Below are 24,568 nucleotides of genomic sequence, written 5' to 3' on the forward strand. Positions count from 1 at the left end.
CCCGAAACTGGGGGCTTGCCCCCAGTTTCGGGAAGGGGCGGGGCTGGGGAACAAGCCCGCCGCAGGCGCAGCCGACCCGCACCCGGCAAACCCGCCTCCCGCAAAGCGCAGCGAATCGTCACCCCACCGACGAGTACGCCACCACACCCCGCAGCAACCCATCAACCGCCTTGCGCGCGTTGCGCGCAACAGGGCTGCCCTGCGGCGCCGCCGCCGCGATCTGGCCGAGGACGTCGATCAGCTGCTTGCACCAGCGGACGAAGTCACCCGCCGGCATCTCGATGTCACGGAGCACCTCGTCGAGGCCGTGCCCCTGTGCCCAGCGGTACGCGGCCCAGGCAAAGCCCAGGTCCGGCTCGCGCTGGCCGACGCCCTCCGCCTGGTTGATCTTGTGCTCCTCCTCCAGGGCGTCGAGGCGGCCCCAGATCCGGATCATCTCGCCGAGCGCGGCCTGCGCCGGGCCCGCGGGCAGCTTCGGCGGTGCCGCGTCGTCGGCCATGCGCGCCTCGAAGACCAGCGCCGAGGCGCACGCCGCGAGCTCGGCCGGCTGGAGGTCGTCCCAGACGCCGTCGCGCAGGCACTCCGAGGCCAGCAGGTCCAACTCGCCGTAGAGCCGGGCCAGTCGGCGGCCGTCCTCGGTGACCTCGTCGGCGCGCAGATAGCCGAGGTCGGTCAGGAGCCGGCAGATGCGGTCGAAGGTGCGGGCGATCGTGTTCGTCCGGCCCTCGATGCGGCGCTCCAGCTGGCGGGTGTCCCGCAGCAGCCGGTGGTAGCGCTCGGCCCAGCGGGCGTGGTCCTCGCGGTCGTTGCAGCCGTGGCAGGGGTGCGCGCGGATGGCCGTGCGCAGCCGGGTGATCTCGGTGTCGTCGGCGGCCGCGGCCCGCTGCTTGCGGTGCCGGTCGGGCACGATGTGCCCGGCCTTGGTGCGCAGCGCGGAGGCGAGGTCGCGCCGGGACTGCGGGCTGCGGGCGTTGAAGGACTTGGGGACGCGCATCCGCTCCAGGGCCTCGACGGGCACCGGGAAGTCGATCGGCGCCAGCCGCTTGACCTGCCGCTCCGCGGTGAGCACCAGCGGGCGGGGCCCGTCGTGCGGGTCGAAGCCGCGGTGCCGGTCGGTGCGGCCCGCGGGCAGCCCGGGGTCGAGCACCAGGGCCAGGCCGGCGTACTTCCCGGCGGGCACGTGGATGACGTCGCCCGGCTTGAGCTTCTCCAGCGCCGCGGCGGCGGCCGCCCTGCGCTGGGTGGCGCCCTGCTTGGCCAGCTCGGTCTCGCGGTCCTTGAGCTCGCGGCGCAGCCGCGCGTACTCCTCGAAGTCGCCGAGGTGGCAGGTGACGGCCTCGCGGTAGCCCGCCAGGCCCTCCTCGTTCTTCTGCACCTGCCGGGAGATGCCGACGACCGACTTGTCCGCCTGGAACTGCGCGAAGGAGGTCTCCAGGAGCTCCCGCGAGCGGTGCCTGCCGAACTGCGAGACGAGGTTGACCGCCATGTTGTACGACGGCTTGAAGCTGGAGCGCAGCGGATACGTACGGGTGCCGGCCAGGCCCGCGAGCGCGCCGGGGTCCATGGCGCGCTGCCACAGGACGACCGCGTGTCCCTCGACGTCGATGCCGCGCCGGCCGGCGCGGCCCGTCAGCTGGGTGTACTCGCCGGGGGTGATGTCGGCGTGCTGCTCGCCGTTCCACTTGACGAGCTTCTCCAGGACGACCGAACGGGCCGGCATGTTGATGCCCAGGGCGAGGGTCTCGGTGGCGAAGACGGCCTTGACCAGGCCCTTGACGAAGAGCTCCTCGACCACCTCCTTGAAGGTGGGCAGCATCCCGGCGTGGTGCGCGGCGATGCCGCGCTCCAGCCCCTCCAGCCACTCGAAGTAGCCCAGGACGTGGAGGTCCTCGTCGGGGATGGAGGCGGTGCGCTCCTCGACGATCTCGCGGACCCTGGCGCGCGCCTCGGTGTCGTTGAGCCGCAGCCCGGCGTACATGCACTGCTGGACGGCGGCCTCGCAGCCGGCCCGGCTGAAGATGAAGGTGATGGCGGGCAGCAGGCCCTCGGCGTCGAGCCGCTCGATGACCTCGACGCGGCTGGGGGTCCAGATCCGGCTGCGCTGGCGGCGCTCGCGCTCGCGGTCGGCCTCGCGGAGGTTCTTGCCGCGGCGGCGGTCGCGGCCGCCGAAGGGGCGGCTGTTCTCCATCCGGGCCAGCCGCACCAGGTCGGGGTTGACCTCGCGGCGCCCGGCGCCGGGGGTGCCCTCGGGGCCGTCCTTCTCCTCGAAGAGGTCGTACATCCGCCGCCCGGCGAGGACGTGCTGCCACAGCGGCACGGGCCGGTGCTCGGAGACGATCACTTCGGTGTCACCGCGGACGGTGTCCAGCCAGTCGCCGAACTCCTCGGCGTTGGAGACGGTGGCCGACAGGGACACCAGCGTCACCGAGTCCGGGAGGTGGATGATGACCTCCTCCCAGACGGCGCCGCGGAAGCGGTCGGAGAGATAGTGCACCTCGTCCATGACCACGTAGCCGAGGCCGTCGAGCGCCTGGGAGCCCGCGTAGAGCATGTTGCGCAGCACTTCGGTGGTCATGACGAGCACCGGGGCGTCGGCGTTGACGCTGTTGTCACCGGTCAGCAGGCCGACCTTGGCGGCGCCGTAGCGCTTGACGAGATCGCTGTACTTCTGGTTCGACAGCGCCTTGATCGGCGTGGTGTAGAAGCACTTGCGGCCCTGCGTGAGGGCGAGGTGGACGGCGAACTCGCCCACGATGGTCTTGCCCGAGCCGGTCGGCGCCGCGACCAGCACGCCCTTCCCCGCTTCCAGGGCCTTGCACGCCTCTATCTGGAAGGGGTCGAGCTCGAATTCGTACATCTCGCGGAAGGGGGCGAGCGCGGTGGCCTGCTCGGCGGCGCGGGCCCGGGACAGGGCGTAGCGCTCAGCAGGGGACATGTCGTCGGTCATCTTGTGTACGAGCCTACCGGGGACCCCTGACAGCGCACCCGATCTTTATCGAGCGCCCGTGGTGCGGGCTCCGAGGAGGCGGACGGCGCCCGGGACCGCCGTGGCGGTGAGCGGCAGCGGACCGAGCGGTTCGCCGTCCGCGTAGCCGGTGGTGCCGGGCGCCTCCAGCGTCACCCTGGCCGCCCGGTGGACGGTGACCTTCGGATGCCCGAGGTGGGTGCCCTTGTAGACCTTGGGGAAGACCGCCAGGAGCGTGGAGCGGCTGCACGGGCCGACGACGGTGACGTCGAACAGCCCGTCGTCCAGCCGCGCGCCGGCGCAGATGCGCATGCCGCCGCCGTACGAGGTGCCGTTGCCGACGGCGACGAGGGTGGCGTCGACCTGCCGGGCGGGCCCGTCGTCGAGGGTGATGCGGTACGGCACGGGGCGCAGCGCGGCGAGTTCCGCGAGCAGCGCCACGTCGTAGCGCAGCCGCCCGGTGGGGAACCGCAGCCGGTTGCCGCGGTCGTTGACGCGGGAGTCGAAGCCGGAGGCGAGGACGGTGCCGAACCAGGTGTCCCCGGCGCGGCCGAGGTCCACGGGCAGGCCGCCGTCCCCTTTGAGGGAGTCGGCGATGACGCGGGCGGCGGCCGCCGGGGCGCGTACGGGCAGGCCGGCTGCGCGGGCGAAGTCGTTGCCGGTGCCGACGGCGACGACGCCGAGCGGGGTGGTGGTCCCGGCGACGGCCTGGAGCGCGAGGGAGCACATCCCGTCGCCGCCGACGGCTATCAGCGCCCCGGTGCCGCCCGCGACCGCGGCCCGGGCCCGTGCCAGGGCGTCGGCGGCGTCCTCGCCCAGCACCGTGCGGACGGAGAACCCGGCGTCGCGGAGCACCCGGGCGGCGGGCTGGGTGGCCCGGGCGCCCCGCCCGCGGCCCGCCGTTGGGTTGACGAAGAGGGTGATGTCGCTGGTCACCCGCCGGACCTTATCGGCTCCGGACGCGCCGAGGGGCGGCCGCTGCGACAGCGGCCGCCCCTGGGGCGCACGCGGCTCCGGTGGCCGCCGCGGGACGTCAGGTGACGTCGTCGTAGCCGTTGCGGCGGACGGGTTCCGAGTTGGCCGGCAGCGAGGGCATCGGCTCGGAGTCGCCGAGCGGCTGCGGGGTCAGGTCCAGCGGCGCGGCCTCGTCGTCGTCGAGGAAGGCGTCGGGGTTGCGGCGGGCCCGGCGCTTGTCGTTGAGGATCGAGAAGCCGACGGCACCGAAGTACAGGATGCTGATGGGGATGGCGAGGACGCACATGCCGAAGGGGTCGGTGCTCGGCGTCGCGACGGCGCCGAAGACGAAGGTGCCCATGACGACACCGCGCCACCACTTGAGCATGGTCCTGCCCGAGACCAGGCCGACCATGTTCATCATGACCAGGATCAGCGGCAACTCGAAGGAGAGGCCGAAGACGAGAATCATCCGGACGGTGAAGTCGAGGATGTCGTTCAGGCCGAGGGTGTTGGCCGCGGTCTCCGGGGTGACGCTGAGCAGCACCCGCATGCTGGCGGGCATGATCAGGTACGCCAGGTAGGCGCCCGCGACGAAGAGCGGGGCGGCGGTCGCCACGAAGGCGATGGTGTACTTCTTCTCGTTCTTGTGCAGGCCGGGCGCGAGGAACGCCCACAGCTGGTAGAGCCAGACCGGGGAGGAGACGGTGACGCCCGCGAGCAGGCACACCTTCACCACGGTCGTGAACGGCGACGCCAGGGTGTTGAACGTCAGCACGGCGCAGTTGCCGCCGTGGCTCTGCGACAGATCCCGGTTCGCGCACTTGGGCACCGGGCTGGACAGGAAGTCCATGATCTGCTTGTTGTAGAACGCGGCGATGATCGCGACCACGACGATGGCCAGCACGGCCTTCGCCAGGCGGTTGCGCAGTTCACGCAGGTGGTCCGCGAGCGGCATCCGCCCCTCGGGGTCCTTCTCCTTCTTGCGGGCAGGCTTGGGCAACCCACGTCCCTATCTCGTGCGGCAGACGGTCACCACGGGCGGCCGTCCCAGTCGTCCCTGGATCAGTGCTGCGTCGTGCGTTCGCTGGTCTCGCTCACCGGGCGTGCGGTGGTGTCGCCGGGAGCCGCCTTGATCGTACGGGGAGTCTGGCCCGTGGCGGGCGGGTCGGCCGGCGCGGAGGCGTTGTCCTGGCCCTCCGAGCGCATGGCCTTGGCCTCGCTCTTGAGGATCCGGGCGGACTTGCCGAGGGAGCGCGCCATGTCCGGGAGCTTCTTCGCACCGAACAGCAGGACAACGACGACGAGGATGAGGATGATCTCGGGGGCGCCGAGCCTTCCGAACATATGCGTTTACCTTCTCACCGAAGCGGCATGGGGGTGGGTACTGCCGACTGATCGGACATTTGTCCACCAGCTGTACGGCAGCGATCGTAACGCGCAGGGGTTAACGCTGGGCAATCCCCGCACGTACGCCCGGTTGCGGCCCTCCGCCTCGTCAGCAGGGCCACCCGAAACAGCGTACCGCCAGCTTCCGGGCCACAGGAGAGTGCTGCGGCCGCCCCCGCCACTCCGGCCGCGGCTCCCGCTCAGTCCTGGTGGAAAGCCGACGCGGCCTGGCCGGCCAGCGGGGTCGCCGCCCGTTCGAGGTCCTCGGCGGCGCGGGTGATCCGCACCGAGCTCTCGGACACCTGCCGGGCCAGCCGCCGCACCTCTACGAGGACCCGGGCGGCGAGCACGCCGAGCACGGCGATGCCGCAGAAGGCGAGGGCGATGGCGAGCATGGGCCAGAACATGGGAACGAGCCTATCGGGGTGTGCGGGATGGCCGGAAAGGGCGGGTCTGACGGGCGCCGACCCGGGCGTCACACCGACGAGTGCAACCGGAGCGTACGCACTCCGCCACCCGTGAGCAGCTCGATGATCCGCTCCCCGGCCGGCTTGCGGACGGCGGAGCCGCAGTCGGGGCAGGTGAAGGAGTAGAAGGTCGTCCGGTCGCTCGCGCCGATCGCCAGCCGCAGCGCCCCGGCCGCCAGCTCGAAGCGCCCCCGGCAGTCCGGGCAGGCCGCCTTGAAGATCGCGGCCACGGCCCTTCCGGCGCCCAGTACGTCCCCGCCCATGCGTCCCGCCCCTCTCCCCGAAACCACCGTGGTCACTCGCCGTACGCCGCGAGGGCCTCACGGGCCGCGTCGCGCGCGCTCTCCGCCAGCTCCGGCGGGGTGACGATCCGCCCGTCGCGGCCGAGCCGCAGCGCCAGCCGGCGCAGCGACGCGGGGTCGGGGGTGCGCAGCGTGATCCGCAAGCCGCCCTCGGGCAGTTCCTCGGCGCTGTCGTGCGGGTAGTACTCGGCGACCCAGCGGCCGCCGGGCCCGACCTCGATGACGACCTCCGGGTCCTCGGCCGCCGGCTGCACCAGGCCCTCGGAGAGGTCCCGCAGCTCCACGGGCGGCGGGTCGGATTGCTCGTCGAGGATCCGGATCTCGGCCACCCGGTCGAGGCGGAAGGTGCGCCGCGCCTCCGAGAGCCTGCACCAGGCCTCCATATAGGTGTGGCCCACGGCGAACAGCCGGATCGGGTCGACCTCGCGCTCGGTGAGCTCGTCCCGCGCGGGAGAGTAGTAGCGCAGCCAGACGCGGCGGCGCTCGGCGATGGCCCGGTCGACGTCGGCGAAGACGCCGCCCTCGGACTCGAAGGTGACCGAGAGGCGGGAGCTGGCACCGGCCGCCTCGCCCGCCGCGGCCTCGATCTTGGCGGTGGCGCGCACCAGCGCCTGCCGGTCGCCCTCGCGCAGGCCGGGCAGGGTCGCGACGGCACGCGCGGCGACCAGCAGCGCGGTGGCCTCGTCGGCGGCGAGCCGAAGCGGCTCGCCGGTGCTCGTGCCGGACGCGTCCGGGTTGTGCCACCAGATGCGGTCGCCGTCGGTGTCGATGTCCAGCAGGTCACCGCCGCGGAAGCTGGTGCCGCACATGGGCAGCACGTCGAGGTCGCCGATCAGCTCGTCCTCGGTGATCCCGAAGGCGCGCGCGACATCGGCGACCCGGGCGCCGGGGCGCTCCCGCAGGTAAGTGACCAGCGACAGCATCCGCCGGGTCTGGTCAATGGCGTTTCCGGCCATAAGAAGTGGGTCCGTCCCTTTCCCGCTCTTGTCCTGCTCCGGTTCAGCCCTTGGCCACGGCACGCAGCCGGTCGAGCACGTCGGCCCGCAGTTCGGCGGGTTCCAGCACGATCACGTCCGGGCCGAACTCGACCAGCCAGGCGTCCAGCCCGTGGCCGTACGGAATCTCCAGCTCGTCCCAGCCGTCGCCCAGGTCGCGGGCGGCGAGGGCGCGGGCGCGCAGCGGATAGCCGTGGCCGGCCCGCACCTTGATCCGGGCGGTGCCGGTCGCCGTCTCCCCCGCCCAGCTCTCGACCGTCCCGCGGACGGTCACATGGTCGGGCACGGGGGCGGTGAAGGGGATGCCGCGCGAGCGCACCCGGCCGGTGATCCGGGAGAGCCGGAAGACCCGCTCGGCACCGCGGTCGCGGTCCCAGCCCGCCAGATACCAGTGGCCGCGCCAGCACTCCAGCGTCCAGGGCTCGACGTGCCGCTGCTCGGGGCGCGCGGCGTTGGCCTTGCGGTAGTCGAAGGTCACGGGGCGGCGGTCGCGGGCGGCGAGCATCAGCGGCTCGAAGGCCGCCTCGTGGACGGGGATGCGCGGTTCGAGCGCCATGTTGCCCTCGTACGGATCCTCCGCGAGCGGCATCCCGGCGGCGCGCAGCTTCTGGAGCGCGCCGCTGGCGGCACCGGCGAGACGCGCCTGCTGCCAGACCTTGGCGGCCAGGCCCAGGGCGGCGGCCTCCTCGACGTCGAGGGTGACGGGCGGGAGGCGGTTGCTGTCGCGGCGGGCGAGGTAGCCGGTCTCGCCGTCGACGCTCTCCACGGTCTCGATGATCAGACCGAGCTCGCGGAGGTCGTCCTTGTCGCGCTCGAACATGCGGTTGAAGGCGTCATCGCCGCCGTTGCCCGTGCCCTCGCCGCCCGAGGCCGCGCTCCGCCCGGGCCCGGAGCCGGTTCCGTGTCCCGGCCCGAAGGCTTCGAGGTATGCCTCGATCGAGGCCCGCAGCTCCCGCTTGCTGAGCGGACGGCGCGTGCCCAGCAGGCACAGCGCCAGGTTCATCAGCCGCTCGGCCTTGGCAATCGCCATCGACGCCCTCTCTACTTGTGCTCTCAACCGTTGACCGTACCGCTCGGTGGTCGTACGACAAAAGCCGAGGGCCCATGCCCGCAGGCATGGGCCCTCGGCCCGTCACGCGCTCATGCCACAGGGGCGTCAGCGCTTGGTGACACCCATCAGGTCGCAGACGAAGATCAGGGTCTCGCCCGGGGCGATGGCATTGCCCGCGCCGCGGTCGCCGTAGGCGAGGTGGGCCGGGATGACCAGCTTGCGGCGGCCGCCGACCTTCATGCCCTGGACGCCCTGGTCCCAGCCCTGGATGACCTGGCCGACGCCGAGCTGGAACTCCAGCGCCTGGCCGCGGTTCCAGCTCGCGTCGAACTCCTCGCCGGTGGAGAAGGCCACGCCCACGTAGTGGACCTTGACGAAGTCCTTGGCCTCGGCGACGGCGCCGTCGCCGTCCCAGATGTCCTTGATCTCAAGGTCGGTGGGGGCCGGGCCCTCGGGGAAGTCGATCTCGGGCTTGTCGATGCTCACGAAAGTTCTCCTGTGAAAAATCCTGCGGACAACCGGGCAAGTCTGGCAGATGCCACGGGGAAGGCGGACCCGGAGGTCAGACCTTGCCCACGATGTCGACGACGAAGACCAGGGTGTTCTTGTCGAGGCCGCTCTGCGACTGGCCCTCGTAGGCCAGCTTCGGCGGGATGACCAGCTCGACGCGGTCGCCGACGTGCTTGCCGACCAGGCCCTTGTCCCAGCCCTGGACGACCGAGCCGGTGCCGATCTGGAAGGCGGTGGCGCCACCGTGGTCCCAGGAGGAGTCGAACTTCTTGCCGTCCTCCCACTTCACGCCCGTGTACTGCGCGATCAGACCGTCACCGGCCTTGACCTCCGCGCCGTCGCCCTTGATCAGCAGCTGCTGCTTGAGGTCGGTCGGCGCCTTCTCGTCCTTGGGGATGGTGATCTCCGCGGCCTTCTGCGGGGCGGCCTTCACCTCGGGCATGCCCGAATCCGGCTTGGCCTGCTCGCCCTTGGCCTCGCTCTTCGGGTCGACCTTCTGCGTCCCGACGATGTCGATGACCCACACCAGGCCGTCCTCGGGGGTGACCCCGGCCTGCGGGTTGAGCTCCTCGCCGACCAGCGCCTTGGCGGTGCCCTCGACCTCGATCCGGCTGCCGGCCTTCTTGCCGACGACCTCGTCCAGCACCTTCGTGGGCAGCTCGCGGCCGGGCTGGCCGGTCTGCGCCACGGCCTGGCGCCGCGGGCCCTTCTCGGCGCCGCCGGTCGGCGACATCCAGCTGCTGACGAGCGGCTTGTCCGCCTTCATCGCCTGACCGACATAGTCGAGCCGGACGAACGCGCCCTTCTCCACGGTGGCGCCCTTGCCCTCGACCAAGGTCTTCGTCGAGACCTTGTCACCGGCCTTGGCGTCCTTCGGCGCGGAGATGTCCGGCTTGTCCCCGAACTTCCCCTCCACCTTCACCTTGGAGTCGGACGAGCCGCCGTCGTCGGACCCGCACGCCGCGGCAGTGAACAGCAGGACAGGCACGGCCAACGCCGCGGCGAGGCGACGCGTGTTCTTCGTGAGGTTCATCAGTCCAACTCGGGCTAGGGGGGTCTGAGCAGTGCCCGCCACTCTACGGCCTGAGCCACCTGGATCAACCGCTGCCCGACACGGCAGCGCGCCGGGTGCGGCCCCGGCGCGCTGCCGTGACGGACGGCGGACGGAACTACATCCCGGCGATCAGCTTCTCCACCCGGTCGTCCACCGAACGGAACGGGTCCTTGCACAACACCGTGCGCTGCGCCTGGTCATTGAGCTTCAGATGCACCCAGTCGACGGTGAAGTCACGGCGCTGCTCCTGGGCCCGCCGGATGAAGTCACCGCGCAGCCGGGCCCGAGTGGTCTGCGGGGGCACCGACTTGCCCTCGAAGATCTTCAGGTCGTTGCACACCCGGGCCGCCTGCCCGCGCTTCTCCAGGAGGTAGTAGAGCCCGCGGCGGCGGTGGATGTCGTGGTACGCGAGGTCTATCTGGGCGATCCGCGGGTGCGACATGGTGATGTTGTTCTTCGCGCGGTACCGCTCGATGAGGCGGTACTTCATCACCCAGTCGATCTCGGTGTCGATCCGGTCGAGATCCTCGTCACGGATCGCCTCCAGGGTGCGGCCCCACAGCTCCAGGACCCGCTCGACCGTGCCCGTGCGGATGCCGCGGCGCTCGCAGAAGTCGACGGCCTTCTCGTAATACTCCTGCTGGACCTCCAGGGCCGACGCCTCGCGGCCGCTGGCGAGCCGCACCTTGCGGCGGCCGGTGATGTCGTGGCTGACCTCGCGGATCGCCCGGATCGGGTTCTCCAGGGTCAGGTCGCGCATCACCGTCCCGGCCTCGATCATCCGCAGGACGAGGTCGGTGGCGCCCACCTTCAGCAGCATCGTCGTCTCGGACATGTTCGAGTCGCCGACGATCACGTGCAGGCGGCGGTAGCGCTCGGCGTCCGCGTGCGGCTCGTCCCGGGTGTTGATGATCGGGCGCGATCTCGTCGTCGCGGAGCTGACGCCCTCCCAGATGTGCTCCGCGCGCTGGCTCACGCAGTAGACCGCGCCGCGCGGGGTCTGGAGCACCTTGCCCGCGCCGCACAGCAGCTGCCGGGTGACGAGGAAGGGAATGAGGATGTCCGCCAGGCGGGAGAACTCGCCGTGCCGGGCCACGAGATAGTTTTCATGGCAACCGTAGGAGTTTCCGGCCGAGTCGGTGTTGTTCTTGAACAGATAGACGTCGCCCGCGATCCCCTCCTCGTGCAGGCGCCGTTCGGCATCGACGAGGAGTCCTTCGAGAATGCGCTCGCCCGCTTTGTCGTGGGTGACCAGCTCGATCACACTGTCGCACTCCGGAGTTGCGTATTCGGGGTGCGAACCCACATCCAGATAGAGACGAGCACCGTTGCGCAGGAAGACATTGCTGCTGCGCCCCCAGGAAACGACACGGCGGAAGAGGTAGCGCGCCACTTCGTCAGGTGACAGTCGGCGCTGTCCCCTGAACGTGCACGTGACGCCGTACTCGTTCTCCAGCCCGAAAATGCGGCGGTCCATGCCTGAACATTACGCCTGAACCCCTGTGCTGAAACCGGGTTCGACCGCACCGTTCCGATCATTTTCCGACCGGGCCACGACCGTGGACGGAGCCTCCGGGGCCCGCAGGGCGCGCCGCGCCAGGACCAGCACCAGCAGCGCCGCGAATCCGCCGCACACCGCGACCGCGAACCCCGCCGTGACACCGCCGCCGTTCTCCACCGCCGGACCCGCGAAGGCCGTGCCGATGGCCGCGCCCACACCGAAGGACGTCACCAGCCAGGAGAACGCCTCGGTGACCGTGCCGCGCAGCGCGTGCCGGTCGACGACGACGAACGCACAGGCCAGCGACGGCGCCAGGAAGACGCCCGCCACACCGGCCAGCACCGTCATCGCGACGACGCCGGGGACCAGCAGCAGCGGCACGTAGCAGACCGCGAGTCCGGCCACGAGCACCCGCAGCCGCTGCTCCGGGGTGCCCGGCCACTGGCGGGCTCCGTAGATCGTGCCGCCGATGAGCGCGCCCACGCCGAGGGCGGAGAGGAGGTAACCGGCGACCGTGTCGCCGCCGTGGTCGCCGCCGTAGGCGACGGCCGCCAGGGCTATCGAGCCCAGCGCCGTACCGATGCAGAAGAACGTCCCGAGCAGCACCAGCAGTCCGCGCGAGCGCAGCGCGCCCAGCCAGTGCGCGTCGCGGGGCTCGCTGCGCCACTGCCGCGAGGGCGGCGAGGTGACGACCGCGAGCGCGCCGAGGACGCCGAGCAGATTGATGACGTAGAGCGCGCCGGCCGGGGACCAGAAGGCGACGAAGCCGGTGATGATCAACGGCCCGACGACGTACATCACTTCCTGCGCGATGGCGTCGAGGGAGTACGCGGCGTGGATGCGCCCCTCGTCCTTGAGGACCGAGGGCCACAGCGCGCGCAGCCCGCCCTCCAGCGGTGGCGTGAAGAAGCCGGCCACGACCATGGCGAGGTAGGGCAGCGGCAGCGGGTCGAGGCTCCCGACGGCGAAGAGGGTCATGCCCAGCGCGGACAGCACGGCCGCGGGGAACATCACCTTCGGCTGGCCGTAGAGGTCGACGGCCCGGCCGAGCAGCGGCTGGCCGACGGCGTTGGCCACGCCGTAGACGGCGGAGAGGGCGCTGGCGAGCCCGAGGCTGCCGCCCTCGGCGCGCACGAACAGCACGATCGCGAGCGCGGCGGTGGCGTTCGGCAACCGCCCCACGAGGGTGCCGGTCAGCAGACGCGCCGCGTACCGCGTCCTGAGCATGTCGCCGTAACCGGCCGCCATCGATGACTCCGCTTCTCTTCCCGATCCCTTCCCGAGGGTCGGGTTTTACGTATAACCGTTGACGTTATACGTACCATGATGAGGCTCCGCCGGTCCACCGGGCCGCCTGCGGCGAGCGAGCGAACGGGGAGGCTGCCAGTGTCGAGCAATTCTCGGCGGACGGACGGCGCACGGGCGGACGGCCCGGCGGCCGACAGGACGCGTGCCGGGCTGCCGGGCCCGGCGGTGACCGGAGCCACGTCGAGCGGGCGGCAGGACACTGCGGCGGAAGGCCACGGCCGGACGCCGGCCGGAGACGCCGCCGGGGACACCCCGCACCCCGGCCGGACGCGGACCGGCGGTGCCGGGGCCTCGCCGGGCGAGCGGCGCGGCGGGACGCCCGAGGGACGTTCAACAGTACGCGACGACAAGCCCACCGGGGCCGCCCCGCCGGCCGGTTCCCCGGGCCCTGTGGGGAGTGAGCGGCGCGGCGCGGGTGACGCCGGCCGGTGGCCCAGTATCCGGGGGCCGCGCACCGGGGCCCGGGCCACCAGCCGGGACGTGGCGCGGGTCGCGGGGGTTTCGCAGGCGACCGTCTCGCTCGTCATGGGTGAGAAGTGGCGCGGGCGGGTCTCCGAGCGGACCGCCGAGGCCGTACGGTCCGCGGCCCGCAGCCTGGGCTACCGCCCCAACCTCGCCGCCCGCAACCTCCGGCTCGGCCGGGCCAGGACCGCCCTGCTGGTCGTCCCGGCACTCACCAACGAGTTCTTCGCCCGCGTCTACACCGGCGCGGCCCGCGTCGCCGCCGAACACGGCGTCGGTGTGCTCCTCTACCCCTCACCGGAGGGCGTCGGCCCCGCCCGCGACCCCTTCGCCTCGGCGCGCGCCACGCTCGACGGCATCATCGCCTCCTCCATGGCGGCGGACGCCCTGGCCGCCATCCGCGAGGGCGGGCTGCCGCTGGTCATGCTCGACAGCGACCCCCGGCGCGCCGAGACGGCGGCGACCGTCAACTTCGACGTCGCGGACGGCATGCGGCAGGTGACCGAGCACCTGCTCGCGCTCGGCCACCGGCGCTTCACGCACCTCGCGGCCGATGTCGACTCGTGGACCTTCCACGTACGGGCCAGGGCGCTCGCCGACGCGCTGCGCGAGGTGCCCGGCACCGAGCTGCGCACCGAGCCCGCCGCGCTCGCCGTCGCCGACGGCCTGCGGGCCGCGGAGCGCGCCCTCACCCGGCCCGGCGCCCGCCCGACCGCGCTGATCTGCGACGACGACATCCTGGCGGCGGGCGCGTGCAAGGCGGCCCGGCGGCTCGGCCTGCGGGTGCCCGACAACGTCTCGGTGACCGGCTTCGACGACCTCTCCCTGGCGACGGCCGTCGAACCCGAGCTGACCACCGTCCGGCTGCCCGCGGAGGCCGTCGGCGAGGCGGGCATGCGCACGCTGATGGCGGTGCTCGACGGCCGCGCCACCACGGCGCCCGCCCTGCCGGTCGAGCTGGTGGTGCGGGGCAGTACGACAGAGGCCGGGCGGGCCGGATCCTCCGGCACGCCCGGCCTCTGAGGGCGGAGCGTCAGCTCTCCGCGGAGCCGGCCTCCGGCTCGTCCGCCGCGTCCTCCTCGGCGTCGGCCGGAACCGCCTCCCCGTCCAGCAGGCGGGAGAGCTGACGGCCCAGCACCCGCTTGAACTTGCGCTGCTGCGGCCGCGTCCGGTCCAGGACGGCGACCTCCAGCTGCTCGGCGGTGAGCGTGCGCTCCCCGCCGTTGTTGTCCCGGGTCAGGGACTCGACCGCGAGCTTGAGCGCCTCGGCCAGGGTCATGCCGTCCCGGTGGCGCTGGTCGAGGTAGCTGCTGATCTGGTCGGCGTTGCCGCCGACCGCGACCGAGCCGTGCTCGTCGACGATGGACCCGTCGTGCGGCAGGCGGTAGATCTGGTCGTCCTCGGGGCCCGCCCCGACCTCCGCGACGATCAGCTCGACCTCGTACGGCTTCTCAGCGGCGCTGGAGAAGATGTTGCCCAGCGTCTGGGCGTAGACATTGGCGAGGCCACGGGCGGTGACGTCGTCACGGTCGTAGGTATAGCCCCGCAGGTCGGCGTAACGGACGCCGCCGATCCGGAGGTTCTCGAACTCGTTGTACTTCCCCACCGCCGCGAAGGCGATCCGGTCGTAGATCTCGCTGACCTTGTGCAGCGCGCGGGACGGGTTCTCGGCCACGAAGACGACGCCGTCGGCGTACTGGAGCACGACGACGCTGCGGCCGCGCGCGATGCCCTTGCGGGCGTACTCGGCACGGTCGGCCATGGCCTGCTGGGGTGAGACATAGAACGGCGTCGACACCGGCTATCCGTCCCTTTCTGTCCTAGACGAGTACATTCCGTGGAACCTCAGAGCAGTGCGGCGCGCGGCCCGTCCGGCTCCTCGAGCCGCCGGTCGTGGATCGCGCGGACGATCTCGGAGCACTGCGCCTCGGTCAGCTTCCGGAAGCCCTCGTCGGTGATGACGGTGACGATCGGATAGATGCGGCGCGCGAGGTCGGGCCCGCCCGTCGCGGAGTCGTCGTCGGCGGCGTCGTAGAGCGCCTGGACGACGAGCGTGGCGGTCTGACTCTCCGTCAAGTCCTCGCGGAAGAGCTTCTTCAACGAGCCGCGCGCGAAGACCGACCCGGAGCCGGTGGCCGCGAAGCCGTGCTCCTCGGAGCGGCCGCCGGTCACGTCGTAGGAGAAGATCCGGCCCTTCTGCCGGTCGACGTCCCAGCCGGCGAAGAGCGGCACCACGGCGAGGCCCTGCATGGCCATGCCGAGATTGCTGCGGATCATGGTGGACAGCCGGTTGGCCTTGCCCTCCAGCGAGAGCTGGACGCCCTCGACCTTCTCGAAGTGCTCCAGTTCGAGCTGGAAGAGCTTGACCATCTCCACGGCCAGCCCCGCCGTGCCCGCGATCCCGACGGCCGAGTACTCGTCGGCCGGGAAGACCTTCTCGATGTCACGCTGCGCGATGACATTGCCCATCGTCGCCCTGCGGTCACCGGCCAGCACCACGCCGCCGGGGAACGACGCCGCGACGATGGTCGTCCCGTGCGGGGCCTCCACCGCGCCCTTCACCGGAGGCAGCGGGCGGTTGCCCGGCAGCAGTTCCGGCGAGTGCGCGCCGAGGAAGTCCATGAACGAGGAGGACCCGGGCGTCAGGAAGGCTGCCGGCAGACGCCCGGTGCCACGAGTGTTGGCTTCCACACGTTTCCTTCCACATATGCGGCGGCCCGCCCCCATGACGGCCGCCCGATCGTGATGCCCCAACGCCGCTTGCAGCTGAAGCACAGTACGCCAGGGACCTTACCCGTCCCTTGATCGCGATCCACCCGCCCGGACGGAGCAGCGGGACAGATCACGTCGGCGACCTCTCCGCGACCCCGCCGGGCCGGACAACTCGGCCTGACCCAGGCCGTACTCGCGACAGGGGGAGCGGACTACTCGCCGCCCTTTTGCACGAAGCTCCGGACGAAGTCCTCCGCGTTCTCCTCGAGGACGTCGTCGATCTCGTCGAGCACGGAGTCGACGTCGTCGGAGAGCTTCTCCTGCCGCTCCTTGAGATCCTCCGAGACCTGCGCGTCCTGCGCCTGCTCCTCCACGTCCTCCGTGGATCGCGTGGCCTTCTGCTGCCCGCCGCCGGTGTCCTTGGTCGCCATATCCCTCACCCCGCTCGGTTCGACGTACAAGATCGGACGTTCTCGTTCAGACCCTACAAGCAGGGTCCGACATCGGCCCTGTACTTGCTACAACGTCCCGGAACCACCGTGATGATTCCCGGTTCCCCCGCTTCTCAGACCCCTCAGCCGCCCGAAAGCACCCGCACCAGCTCCTCCGCGGTGCGGCAGCGGTCCAGGAGCTCCTTGACGTGGTTGCGCGTGCCGCGCAGCGGCTCCAGGGTGGGCACCCGCTGCAGGGAGTCCCGGCCCGGCAGATCGAAGATCACCGAGTCCCAGGACGCGGCCGCCACGTCGTCGGCGTACTGTTCGAGACAGCGGCCGCGGAAGTACGCCCGGGTGTCCTCCGGCGGTGCCGTGCGGGCGCGCCCGACCTCGGTCTCGTCCAGCAGGCGCTTCATCCTGCCGCGGGCCGCGAGGCGGTTGTAGAGGCCCTTGTCGGCCCGCACGTCCGCGTACTGCAGGTCCACCAGGTGCAGCCGGGCCGCGTCCCAGTCCAGGCCGTCCCGGCGCCGGTAGCCCTCCAGGAGCTCGCGCTTGGCCACCCAGTCCAGCTCCCCGGCGAGGCTCATCGGGTCGTGCTCCAGCCGCCCCAGCACGTCCTCCCAGCGGCCGAGCACGTCCTTGGTCTGCTCGTCCGCGTCCGCCCCGAAGCGGTCCTCCACGTATTTGCGGGCCAGCTCGAAATACTCCATCTGGAGCTGGACGGCCGTGAGCGTGCGCCCGCTGCGGAGCGTGACGAGGCGCTTGAGGGTCGGGTCGTGGCTGACCTGGTGGAGGGTGCGGACGGGCTGCTCGACGGCGAGGTCGGCGGTGATGAACCGGTCCTCGATCATCGAGAGCACCAGGGCGGTGGTGCCGAGCTTGAGGTAGGTGGAGATCTCCGAGAGGTTGGCGTCGCCGATGATCACATGCAGCCGGCGGTACTTCTCGGCGTCGGCGTGCGGCTCGTCGCGGGTGTTGATGATGGGCCGCTTGAGCGTGGTCTCCAGGCCGACCTCGACCTCGAAGTAGTCCGCGCGCTGGCTGAGCTGGAAGCCGTGCTCCCGGCCGTCCTGCCCGATGCCCACCCGGCCCGCTCCGGTGACCACCTGCCGGGAGACGAAGAAGGGCGTCAGGTGGCGCACGATGTCCGAGAAGGGGGTCTCCCGCTTCATCAGGTAGTTCTCGTGGGTGCCGTAGGACGCGCCCTTGTTGTCGGTGTTGTTCTTGTAGAGGTGGATCGGCTGGGCTCCGGGCAGCTGGGCGGCGCGCTCGGCGGCCTCGGCCATGATCCGCTCCCCCGCCTTGTCCCAGAGGACGGCGTCCCGCGGATTGGTGATCTCCGGGGAGCTGTACTCGGGGTGCGCGTGGTCGACGTACAGCCGGGCCCCGTTGGTGAGGATGACATTGGCCAGGCCGATGTCCTCGTCCGTGAGCTGGCTGGAGTCGGCGGCCTCGCGGGCGAGGTCGAAGCCGCGGGCGTCCCGCAGCGGATTCTCCTCCTCGAAGTCCCAGCGGGCTCGTCGCGCCCGGTGCATCGCCGCCGCGTAGGCGTTGACGATCTGGGACGAGGTGAGCATGGCATTGGCGTTCGGGTGACCGGGGACGGAGATCCCGTACTCCGTCTCAATGCCCATTACTCGCCGTACGGTCATGCGGCCCTCCTTGCCCGGCGGCGCCCCGGAATGGGGTCGGCGCTCAAGTACCGCTGCGCTTCCGGTCCGTGTGCTCCCCCACGCGCTGAGCGGTGGTACCGAAGAGCCTAGAACGGCTTTGCGGCGGTGGGGAGATCATTACAGTCATTGCTCCGGTTCGTGCCGTACCCGGTCGATCGGCGCCGTCGTGGCGAAATCCTGGTGCACACCTGGCGGAAAATCTCACGGAGACCGGGAGCCGCCGAAAAGGCGGCGGAAAACACGTCCGGCCACGGACGCCCTGGGTGTCCCCCCGCCAAAAGCGGGGGGTAGGACATCCGCAGCCGGACGACGGTTTTACAGATACTGACCGGTGTTGGCCACCGTGTCGATGGAGCGACCGGTGTCGGCGCCCTGCTTTCCGGTGACGAGGGTGCGGATGAAGACGATCCGCTCGCCCTTCTTCCCGGAGATACGGGCCCAGTCGTCCGGGTTGGTGGTGTTGGGCAGGTCCTCGTTCTCCTTGAACTCGTCCACGCAGGCGGCGAGCAGGTGGGAGACGCGCAGGCCCTTCTGGTTGTGGTCCAGGAATGCCTTGATCGCCATTTTCTTGGCCCGGTCCACAATGTTCTGGATCATCGCGCCGGAGTTGAAGTCCTTGAAGTAGAGGACTTCCTTGTCACCGTTGGCGTAGGTGACCTCCAGGAAGCGGTTCTCCTCGGATTCCGCGTACATCTGCTCGACCACCGACTGGATCATCCCGGCCACGGCCGCCTTGGCGTCGCCGCCGTGCTCGGCGAGGTCGTCCGTGTGGATGGGCAGGGTGGCGGTCAGGTACTTCGAGAAGATGTCCTTGGCCGCCTCCGCGTCCGGACGCTCGATCTTGATCTTCACATCGAGGCGGCCGGGGCGCAGGATCGCGGGGTCGATCATGTCCTCGCGGTTGGAGGCGCCGATGACGATGACGTTCTCCAGGCCCTCCACGCCGTCGATCTCGGAGAGCAGCTGCGGGACGATGGTGTTCTCCACGTCCGAGCTGACGCCGGAGCCGCGGGTGCGGAAGAGGGAGTCCATCTCGTCGAAGAAGACAATGACGGGCGTGCCCTCGCTCGCCTTCTCCCTGGCCCGCTGGAAGATCAGCCGGATGTGCCGCTCGGTCTCGCCGACGTACTTGTTGAGCAGCTCGGGGCCCTTGATGTTCAGGAAGAAGCTCTTCCCCGCGGGCTGGCCGGTGACCTCCGCAACCTTCTTGGCAAGGGAGTTGGCGACGGCCTTGGCGATGAGCGTCTTGCCGCAGCCGGGCGGGCCGTACAGCAGCACGCCCTTGGGCGGCCGCAGTTCGTGCTCCTTGAAGAGGTCGGGGTAGAGGTAGGGGAGCTCGACCGCGTCGCGGATCAGCTCGATCTGGTTGCCCAGTCCGCCGATCTTCGTGTAGTCGATGTCCGGGACCTCTTCGAGGACGAGCTCCTCGACCTCGCTCTTCGGGATGACCTCGTAGACGTAGCCGGATCGGGGTTCGAGCAGCAGGGCGTCGCCGGGGCGGATGGTGGTGTCCAGCAGCGGCTCGGCGAGCCTCACCACCCGCTCCTCGTCGGTGTGCCCGATGACCAGGGCCCGCTCGCCGTCCTCGAGGATCTCCTTGAGGGTGACGATGTCACCGGCCCGCTCGTACTCCATGGCTTCGACCACGTTGAGCGCTTCGTTGAGCATGACCTCCTGGCCTCGCCGGAGGTCGTCGAGCTCGAGGGTGGGGCTGACATTGACCCGGAGCTTGCGGCCTCCGGTGAAGATGTCCGCCGTACCGTCCTCGTTCGCCTGCAGGAAGACCCCGAAGCCGGCCGGCGGCTGCGCGAGCCGGTCGACTTCCTCCTTGAGCGCGACGATCTGGTCGCGGGCCTCGCGGAGGGTATTGGCGAGCCGCTCGTTCTGAGCGGACACCCCGGCCAGGTTCGTCTGGAGCTCGACGATCCGCTCTTCGAGAATCCTCGTGTGACGCGGAGAGTCGGCGAGCTTGCGCCGCAGGACGGCGATCTCCTGCTCGAAATAGGCAACCTGGCTCGCGAGGTCGTCAGACCCTCGTCCCGGCCGGATGCCGCGGTTCATGTCGTCGTCGTGGGCTGCCACGGTCCTCACCTCCTCCAAGGGGAGCTGGACGCTTCCTGACCCTACCTGGGCGGGTGCAGGTTGAAACCCCTAGATCACAAACCCGGTCGGAGTGTGTCCGATCTTCACCCTTGCGCACGTCCCCACAGCAGGGGAATACCCACCCATCAACATCGGAAAGCGGGCGGTTGTATCGTCGAGTCGGTCAACACCCGTCAGGGCTGGCTCCAATTGATTCACGTACGCAGGAAACGGCAGGGCGAGATGACCGTGCAGAACGAAGACCACGCCGGTGCTCCCGGAAGCACCGGGGTCGCCGAAGCCACCGCGGCCGAGGAGTCCCTGGCCACCACGGCGGAGGCCGCCGGCGCGGAGCCGCTGGAGGTCTGGATCGACCAGGATCTCTGTACGGGCGACGGCATCTGCGCGCAGTACGCCCCCGACGTCTTCGAGCTGGACATCGACGGCCTGGCGTATGTGAAGAGCGCCGACGACGAGCTGTTGCAGGACGCGGGCGCCACGACGCCGGTGCCGCTGCCGCTGCTGACCGACGTGCGCGACTCGGCGAAGGACTGCCCCGGCGACTGCATCCACGTCCGCCGCGTCTCCGACAAGGTCGAGGTCTACGGCCCCGACGCGGAGTGACGGATCACACACTCCCCGCGACCGGCAGGGCGGTGAGCGCGAACTTCCCGTCGCGCCACCGCCATTCGACATTCCGGCTCATGTCGGGACAGCAACGCGGCACTCTCGCGGAGGAGTAGCCGAGCAGAGTGGCCGAAACGGTCTCCCCTGTCACGCGGAAGCCCGTGACGCTCATCTTCTCCGCGGGGTCGACCAGGGTGGCCAGGACGCGCGGCGGCCGCCCCTCCGCGGGCGGCGGCGCGAGGACGTAGACCCCGCTGGCCGGAGTGCCGCCGCCGGACGCGCAGCGCACGACGGCGGTGGTCTCGGGCCGCCCGTCACCGTCGAGGTCGGCGGCGGCCTGGCGTACGACGTCGACCGGCCGGCCACCGCAGTCGAGCGGGAAGTGCGCGGCGCGGGCGTCCGGAGCGGGGCCCGCCGGGGCAGCGGCGCGGGGCGCCGAAGCGGCGGCGGTCTCGTCGCGCGGTCCGACGAGGGAGGCGCAGACGACCACGGCGGCCAGCGCGGCCGCGGTGATCACCCAGTGCACGGGGCGCGCCCGGTGGTGCGGGAGTGGTCCGGAGGCCGTGGACGGGGTGTGCCCTGCCGGTGGCTGCACGCGCGCTGACTCCTGTGAGCTGGGCTGCGGGGGATGATCCGCATCGTGCCATATCGCCCGGCGGCGGGGAACAGCGGGGCCGGGCCCGTGTCGTGCTCACGGGGCCCCAACGGACGGACGCCGCCGCCGAGTTCCGCGTGGCGCGGTTCCCGGCGGCGGCGCCGCGGTGATCGAGGTGAGGGGTCAGCTCTCGGCGGAACCGCTCTGACTGCCAGGTCCTGCGTAGTCCTCGCCGTAAGCCCCCTTCGCCGGGCGGCGGCGCCGCAGCGGCGGCTCCACGCCGTCCGCGAGGCGGCGGGCGGTGAGCAGGAAGCCGGTGTGCCCGATCATGCGGTGGTCGGGGCGCACGGCCAGACCCTCCACGTGCCAGGTGCGGACCATGGTCTCCCAGGCGGACGGCTCGGCGAAGCAGCCGATCTCGCGGATGGACTCGACGGTCCGCGCGAGCTGGGTCGTGGTGGCCACGTAGCAGCACAGGATGCCGCCGGGGACGAGCGCCTTGCGCACGGCCTCGAGGCACTCCCAGGGGGCGAGCATGTCGAGGATGACGCGGTCGACGTCCGTGTCGGACAGGTTGTCCTGGAGGTCGCCGACGGTCAGCTGCCACGCGGGGTGCGGGCCGCCGAAGTAGCGCTCGACGTTCTGCGTGGCGATCTCGGCGAAGTCGGCGCGGCGCTCGTAGGAGTGCAGCATGCCCTGGTCGCCGATGGCGCGCAGCAGGAAGCTGCTCAGGGAGCCGGAGCCGACACCGGCTTCCACGACGCGGGCGCCGGGGAAGATGTCGGCCATGGCCAGGATCTGCCCCGCGTCCTTGGGGTAGACCACGGCGGCTCCGCGCGGCATGGACAGGACATAGTCGGGGAGCAGGGGGCGCAGCGCGAGGTAGGCGACGTTTCCCGTGGTACGGACAACACTGCCCTCGGGAGCACCGATCAGCTCGTCGTGCGGGAAGGCACCCTTGTGGGTGTGGAACTGCTTCCCGGCTTCGAGCGTGAAGGTGTAGTGGCGTCCCTTGGGGTCGGTGAGCTGGACCTGGTCCCCGACCTGGAAGGGGCCGCGACGGCGGGCGGCACCGGTCGGTTCGGACATGTGACCAGCCTACCCGTGATCGGGCGGGGGTACGGACACGGCGGCCCGCCCACGGGGTCAGGAGGGCGTGCGGGACATCGCGGCGACGAAGGCGCGTTCGACGTCGGAGGTCGCGAGGACGCCGTAGACCTCGCCGGTCTCCTCGACCACGAGGTACTCGGTGGCGGGGGTGGCGCGCAGGATGTCGAGGAGGTCCTCGCCGGCGAGCTCGGCGGAGACGCGCATGCCGTCCTTGAGGTCCTGGGCGAGGGCGCTGACGGCGACCCAGGGGCGGCGGTGCTCGGGGACGGAGACGATGGCCGCCTCGCGGACCAGCGCGGTGGGGGTGCCCAGGCCGTCGACGACGACGAGGGCGCGGGCGCCCGCCTCGCCCGCGCGGCGCAGGGCCTCGGAGAGCGGGGTGGCGGCCTCGACGGGAACGGCGCGGCGGGTGAGGGTGCGGGCCCGCAGGCCGGGGAGGCGCTCGCGGAGGCGGGCCATGCGCAGGCTGTTGCCCGCGCCGGTCCAGATGATGGCGGCGAGGATCGCGGCGAGCAGGGCGTCGGTGAGGGAGTCGACGCCGCCGAAGCTCGGCGCCCCGTCGCCGAGGCCGGCCTGGGTGAGCATCGGGAGGCCGACGAGGACGCCGACGGCGAGCGCGCGGCCGATCCAGGCCGCGGCGACCGTGCCGGTCATGGGCTTGCCGCTGATCTTCCAGACGACGGCACGGAGCATGCGCCCGCCGTCGAGGGGGAGGCCGGGCAGCAGGTTGAAGGCCGCCACCAGGAGGTTGGAGATCATCAGTCCGGCCAGCAGCACGCCGGGCACGGTGCCCGGCTCGACGGCCAGCATGCCGAGGTAGAACAGCCCGGCCAGGATCAGGGACAGCAGCGGCCCGACGAAGGCGAGGACGAATTCACGGCCGGGGGTCTCGCTCTCCTTCTCGATCTCGGAGACGCCGCCGAAGAACTGGAGCTGGATCCGGCGCACGGGGAGCTTGAAGCGCAGGGCCGCGACCGTGTGCGCCAGCTCGTGCACCAGCACCGAGGCGTAGAAGGCGACGGCGAAGAAGAGCGAGACCAGATAGCGGAGGCCGCCGAGCTCGGGCAGGACGCGGTCGAGCTGTCCGCCGAAGACCCAGGTGATGAGGGCGGCGACGAGGAACCAGCTGGGCGCGACGTAGACGGGCACACCGAACGGGCGCCCCATGAGGATGCCGCCACCGCTCTCGCGAGGACGCTTGGCAGCGCGGTCCCCGGGCTCGCCCTCGGTCCCGGCGCCCCCGCTGCCGGGCCGGTCCTGCCCGCTGTTGTCCACGGTGTCCCCTCGTCGGATGCGGCCCCCGCACCCGCGGTGCGTTCTCACGATCATGCAGTGCGAGAGCTCCTGAGTCGATGGTATGCGGCCGACTGTCAGTCACGGGCCGTAGGGTTCCTGTATGGGTATCGCCACCGAGGAAACCGCCGGCAGCGGCGACGGGCAGGCCGGGCAGGCGCCGGAGAGCGCCGCGGAGCGGCCGTCCGGCGCCGTGCGTCCGGCCGCGCTGTCGCCGTCGCGCGCCGGCGACTTCATGCAGTGTCCGCTGCTCTACCGCTTCCGCGTGATCGACAAACTGCCCGAGAAGCCGAGCGCCGCGGCGACGCGCGGCACGGTGGTGCACTCCGTGCTGGAGCGTCTCTTCGACGCGCCCGCCGCCGAGCGCACCGCGCCGCGGGCGAAGGGCCTGGTGCCGGGCGAGTGGGAGAAGCTGCTCGCGGCCCGCCCGGAGCTGGCGGAGCTGTTCCTGCGGGAGGACGGCTCGCACGACGGCGACCGCCTGGCGACGTGGCTGGCCGACGCGGAGCGGCTGGTGGAGCGCTGGTTCACGCTGGAGGACCCCACCCGGCTGGAGCCCGCGGACCGCGAGCTCTATGTGGAGACGGTGATCGACGACGCGGGTTCCGCGGGCTCGGGGCTGAAGCTGCGGGGCTTCATCGACCGGGTCGACGTGACGCCCACCGGCGACGTCCGGATCGTGGACTACAAGACGGGCAAGGCCCCGGCCCCGCAGTACCGCGACGGCGCGCTGTTCCAGATGACGTTCTACGCCCTGGTGCTGTGGCGGCTGCGCGGCCGGGTGCCGCGCCGGCTCCAGCTGGTCTATCTGGGCAGCGGTGACGTCCTGACGTACGACCCGGCGGAGGCCGAGCTGCTGGCCGTGGAGCGCAAGCTGCGCGCCCTGTGGGAGGCCATCGAGCTGGCGACGGACACCGGCGACTGGCGGCCCCGGCCCACCAAGCTGTGCGGCTGGTGCGATCACCAGGCCGTCTGTCCCGAGTTCGGCGGCACTCCCCCGCCGTATCCGCTGCCGGTCGTGGCGCAGCGCGCCGGGCGGGTGGCCCCCGTCGCGGCCGCTCAGGGCAGAATGGACGCGGTCTAA

23 protein-coding genes are annotated in these 24,568 nt (G+C 71.4%); 3 read left to right on the forward strand and 20 right to left on the reverse strand.

The features are described 5' to 3' along the window. Positions 1-118 precede the first annotated feature (118 nt). The 12 genes from AB0435_RS10900 to AB0435_RS10955 form a co-directional block, all read right to left on the reverse strand. Positions 119-2,947 carry a DEAD/DEAH box helicase gene (locus tag AB0435_RS10900; protein ID WP_366003126.1) on the reverse strand — a complete coding sequence of 943 codons (2,829 nt, stop codon included), beginning with the start codon at positions 2,945-2,947 and terminating at the stop codon, positions 119-121. A 45-nt stretch (positions 2,948-2,992) separates the two neighbouring features. Then, complete coding sequence (locus AB0435_RS10905) at positions 2,993-3,901, reverse strand: diacylglycerol kinase (RefSeq protein WP_366003125.1); 909 nt, start codon at positions 3,899-3,901, stop codon at positions 2,993-2,995. Between the two features lie 97 nt (positions 3,902-3,998). Next, positions 3,999-4,922: a twin-arginine translocase subunit TatC gene (gene tatC / locus AB0435_RS10910; protein ID WP_366003123.1), complete on the reverse strand. Its 924-nt coding sequence runs from the start codon at positions 4,920-4,922 to the stop codon at positions 3,999-4,001. A 62-nt stretch (positions 4,923-4,984) separates the two neighbouring features. Beyond that, entirely contained in the window at positions 4,985-5,266 is a 282-nt protein-coding gene (tatA, locus tag AB0435_RS10915; protein WP_366003122.1) for a Sec-independent protein translocase subunit TatA, read from the reverse strand. A gap of 242 nt (positions 5,267-5,508) precedes the next feature. Further along, positions 5,509-5,715: a hypothetical protein gene (locus tag AB0435_RS10920; protein ID WP_366003120.1), complete on the reverse strand. Its 207-nt coding sequence runs from the start codon at positions 5,713-5,715 to the stop codon at positions 5,509-5,511. 68 nt (positions 5,716-5,783) lie between these two features. Then, complete coding sequence (locus AB0435_RS10925; RefSeq protein ID WP_366003119.1) at positions 5,784-6,038, reverse strand: hypothetical protein; 255 nt, start codon at positions 6,036-6,038, stop codon at positions 5,784-5,786. Positions 6,039-6,070: 32 nt separating this feature from the next. Continuing rightward, positions 6,071-7,033 carry a WYL domain-containing protein gene (locus tag AB0435_RS10930; protein ID WP_366003117.1) on the reverse strand — a complete coding sequence of 321 codons (963 nt, stop codon included), beginning with the start codon at positions 7,031-7,033 and terminating at the stop codon, positions 6,071-6,073. Positions 7,034-7,076: 43 nt separating this feature from the next. Beyond that, a complete protein-coding gene (locus AB0435_RS10935) occupies positions 7,077-8,102 on the reverse strand; it encodes a WYL domain-containing protein (RefSeq protein WP_366003115.1) in 1,026 nt (341 codons plus the stop codon). 126 nt (positions 8,103-8,228) lie between these two features. Further along, complete coding sequence (locus AB0435_RS10940) at positions 8,229-8,609, reverse strand: FKBP-type peptidyl-prolyl cis-trans isomerase (RefSeq protein WP_366003114.1); 381 nt, start codon at positions 8,607-8,609, stop codon at positions 8,229-8,231. Positions 8,610-8,685: 76 nt separating this feature from the next. Then, on the reverse strand, positions 8,686-9,666 hold the full coding sequence (locus tag AB0435_RS10945) for an FKBP-type peptidyl-prolyl cis-trans isomerase (protein ID WP_366426727.1): 981 nt from the start codon (positions 9,664-9,666) through the stop codon (positions 8,686-8,688). 136 nt (positions 9,667-9,802) lie between these two features. Beyond that, positions 9,803-11,164 (reverse strand): Pup--protein ligase, encoded by a 1,362-nt coding sequence (gene pafA, locus AB0435_RS10950; RefSeq protein ID WP_116210878.1) that lies wholly within the window; start codon positions 11,162-11,164, stop codon positions 9,803-9,805. 9 nt (positions 11,165-11,173) lie between these two features. Further along, positions 11,174-12,436 (reverse strand): MFS transporter, encoded by a 1,263-nt coding sequence (locus AB0435_RS10955; protein ID WP_366426728.1) that lies wholly within the window; start codon positions 12,434-12,436, stop codon positions 11,174-11,176. A gap of 498 nt (positions 12,437-12,934) precedes the next feature. On the opposite strand from AB0435_RS10955, the gene AB0435_RS10960 reads away from it, so the two are divergent. After that, positions 12,935-13,981: a LacI family DNA-binding transcriptional regulator gene (locus AB0435_RS10960; RefSeq protein WP_366426753.1), complete on the forward strand. Its 1,047-nt coding sequence runs from the start codon at positions 12,935-12,937 to the stop codon at positions 13,979-13,981. A gap of 10 nt (positions 13,982-13,991) precedes the next feature. Here AB0435_RS10960 and prcA read toward each other — a convergent pair whose 3' ends face one another. The 5 genes from prcA to arc all read right to left on the reverse strand — a co-directional run bounded on the left by prcA (position 13,992) and on the right by arc (position 19,859). Further along, on the reverse strand, positions 13,992-14,756 hold the full coding sequence (prcA, locus tag AB0435_RS10965; RefSeq protein ID WP_366003111.1) for a proteasome subunit alpha: 765 nt from the start codon (positions 14,754-14,756) through the stop codon (positions 13,992-13,994). A gap of 47 nt (positions 14,757-14,803) precedes the next feature. After that, the gene (gene prcB, locus AB0435_RS10970) at positions 14,804-15,649 is read right to left on the reverse strand and encodes a proteasome subunit beta (protein ID WP_366003110.1); all 846 of its coding nucleotides are present in this window, start codon (positions 15,647-15,649) and stop codon (positions 14,804-14,806) included. Between the two features lie 233 nt (positions 15,650-15,882). Beyond that, entirely contained in the window at positions 15,883-16,101 is a 219-nt protein-coding gene (locus AB0435_RS10975; RefSeq protein WP_058045164.1) for a ubiquitin-like protein Pup, read from the reverse strand. Between the two features lie 143 nt (positions 16,102-16,244). Continuing rightward, a complete protein-coding gene (dop, locus tag AB0435_RS10980; RefSeq protein WP_366003109.1) occupies positions 16,245-17,756 on the reverse strand; it encodes a depupylase/deamidase Dop in 1,512 nt (503 codons plus the stop codon). A 336-nt stretch (positions 17,757-18,092) separates the two neighbouring features. After that, positions 18,093-19,859 carry a proteasome ATPase gene (gene arc, locus AB0435_RS10985; protein ID WP_366003107.1) on the reverse strand — a complete coding sequence of 589 codons (1,767 nt, stop codon included), beginning with the start codon at positions 19,857-19,859 and terminating at the stop codon, positions 18,093-18,095. 321 nt (positions 19,860-20,180) lie between these two features. Between arc and AB0435_RS10990 the strand changes: the two genes are divergently transcribed. Continuing rightward, positions 20,181-20,483, forward strand: a complete 303-nt coding sequence (locus tag AB0435_RS10990; protein ID WP_366003182.1) for a ferredoxin — start codon at positions 20,181-20,183, stop codon at positions 20,481-20,483. A gap of 4 nt (positions 20,484-20,487) precedes the next feature. On the opposite strand, the gene AB0435_RS10995 is transcribed toward AB0435_RS10990, so the two are convergent. From AB0435_RS10995 to AB0435_RS11005, 3 genes are all read right to left on the reverse strand, one after another. Next, on the reverse strand, positions 20,488-21,081 hold the full coding sequence (locus AB0435_RS10995) for a hypothetical protein (RefSeq protein WP_366003106.1): 594 nt from the start codon (positions 21,079-21,081) through the stop codon (positions 20,488-20,490). Positions 21,082-21,264: 183 nt separating this feature from the next. Continuing rightward, positions 21,265-22,170 carry a tRNA (adenine-N1)-methyltransferase gene (locus tag AB0435_RS11000; protein WP_366003105.1) on the reverse strand — a complete coding sequence of 302 codons (906 nt, stop codon included), beginning with the start codon at positions 22,168-22,170 and terminating at the stop codon, positions 21,265-21,267. 57 nt (positions 22,171-22,227) lie between these two features. After that, positions 22,228-23,520, reverse strand: coding sequence for a site-2 protease family protein (locus AB0435_RS11005; protein WP_366003104.1), 1,293 nt, complete (start codon positions 23,518-23,520; stop codon positions 22,228-22,230). 67 nt (positions 23,521-23,587) lie between these two features. Here AB0435_RS11005 and AB0435_RS11010 point away from each other — a divergent pair, with 67 nt between their 5' ends. Continuing rightward, positions 23,588-24,568, forward strand: coding sequence for a PD-(D/E)XK nuclease family protein (locus tag AB0435_RS11010; RefSeq protein ID WP_366426729.1), 981 nt, complete (start codon positions 23,588-23,590; stop codon positions 24,566-24,568).

It is taken from the genome of Streptomyces sp. NPDC051173 (genome assembly GCF_040689515.1).
Taxonomy (GTDB): Bacteria; Actinomycetota; Actinomycetes; order Streptomycetales; family Streptomycetaceae; genus Streptomyces.

Coding starts and splice junctions, on each gene's coding strand:
- AB0435_RS10935 (WP_366003115.1), bottom strand. CDS start 8,102: ATGGCGATTGCCAAGGCCGAGCGGCTGATGAACCTGGCGCTGTGCCTG.
- AB0435_RS10925 (WP_366003119.1), bottom strand. CDS start 6,038: ATGGGCGGGGACGTACTGGGCGCCGGAAGGGCCGTGGCCGCGATCTTC.
- AB0435_RS10920 (WP_366003120.1), bottom strand. CDS start 5,715: ATGTTCTGGCCCATGCTCGCCATCGCCCTCGCCTTCTGCGGCATCGCC.
- AB0435_RS10955 (WP_366426728.1), bottom strand. CDS start 12,436: ATGGCGGCCGGTTACGGCGACATGCTCAGGACGCGGTACGCGGCGCGT.
- AB0435_RS10930 (WP_366003117.1), bottom strand. CDS start 7,033: ATGGCCGGAAACGCCATTGACCAGACCCGGCGGATGCTGTCGCTGGTC.
- AB0435_RS10975 (WP_058045164.1), bottom strand. CDS start 16,101: ATGGCGACCAAGGACACCGGCGGCGGGCAGCAGAAGGCCACGCGATCC.
- AB0435_RS11000 (WP_366003105.1), bottom strand. CDS start 22,170: ATGTCCGAACCGACCGGTGCCGCCCGCCGTCGCGGCCCCTTCCAGGTC.
- pafA (WP_116210878.1), bottom strand. CDS start 11,164: ATGGACCGCCGCATTTTCGGGCTGGAGAACGAGTACGGCGTCACGTGC.
- AB0435_RS11005 (WP_366003104.1), bottom strand. CDS start 23,520: ATGATCGTGAGAACGCACCGCGGGTGCGGGGGCCGCATCCGACGAGGG.
- AB0435_RS10945 (WP_366426727.1), bottom strand. CDS start 9,666: ATGAACCTCACGAAGAACACGCGTCGCCTCGCCGCGGCGTTGGCCGTG.
- AB0435_RS11010 (WP_366426729.1), top strand. CDS start 23,588: ATGGGTATCGCCACCGAGGAAACCGCCGGCAGCGGCGACGGGCAGGCC.
- dop (WP_366003109.1), bottom strand. CDS start 17,756: ATGACCGTACGGCGAGTAATGGGCATTGAGACGGAGTACGGGATCTCC.
- tatA (WP_366003122.1), bottom strand. CDS start 5,266: ATGTTCGGAAGGCTCGGCGCCCCCGAGATCATCCTCATCCTCGTCGTC.
- AB0435_RS10900 (WP_366003126.1), bottom strand. CDS start 2,947: ATGACCGACGACATGTCCCCTGCTGAGCGCTACGCCCTGTCCCGGGCC.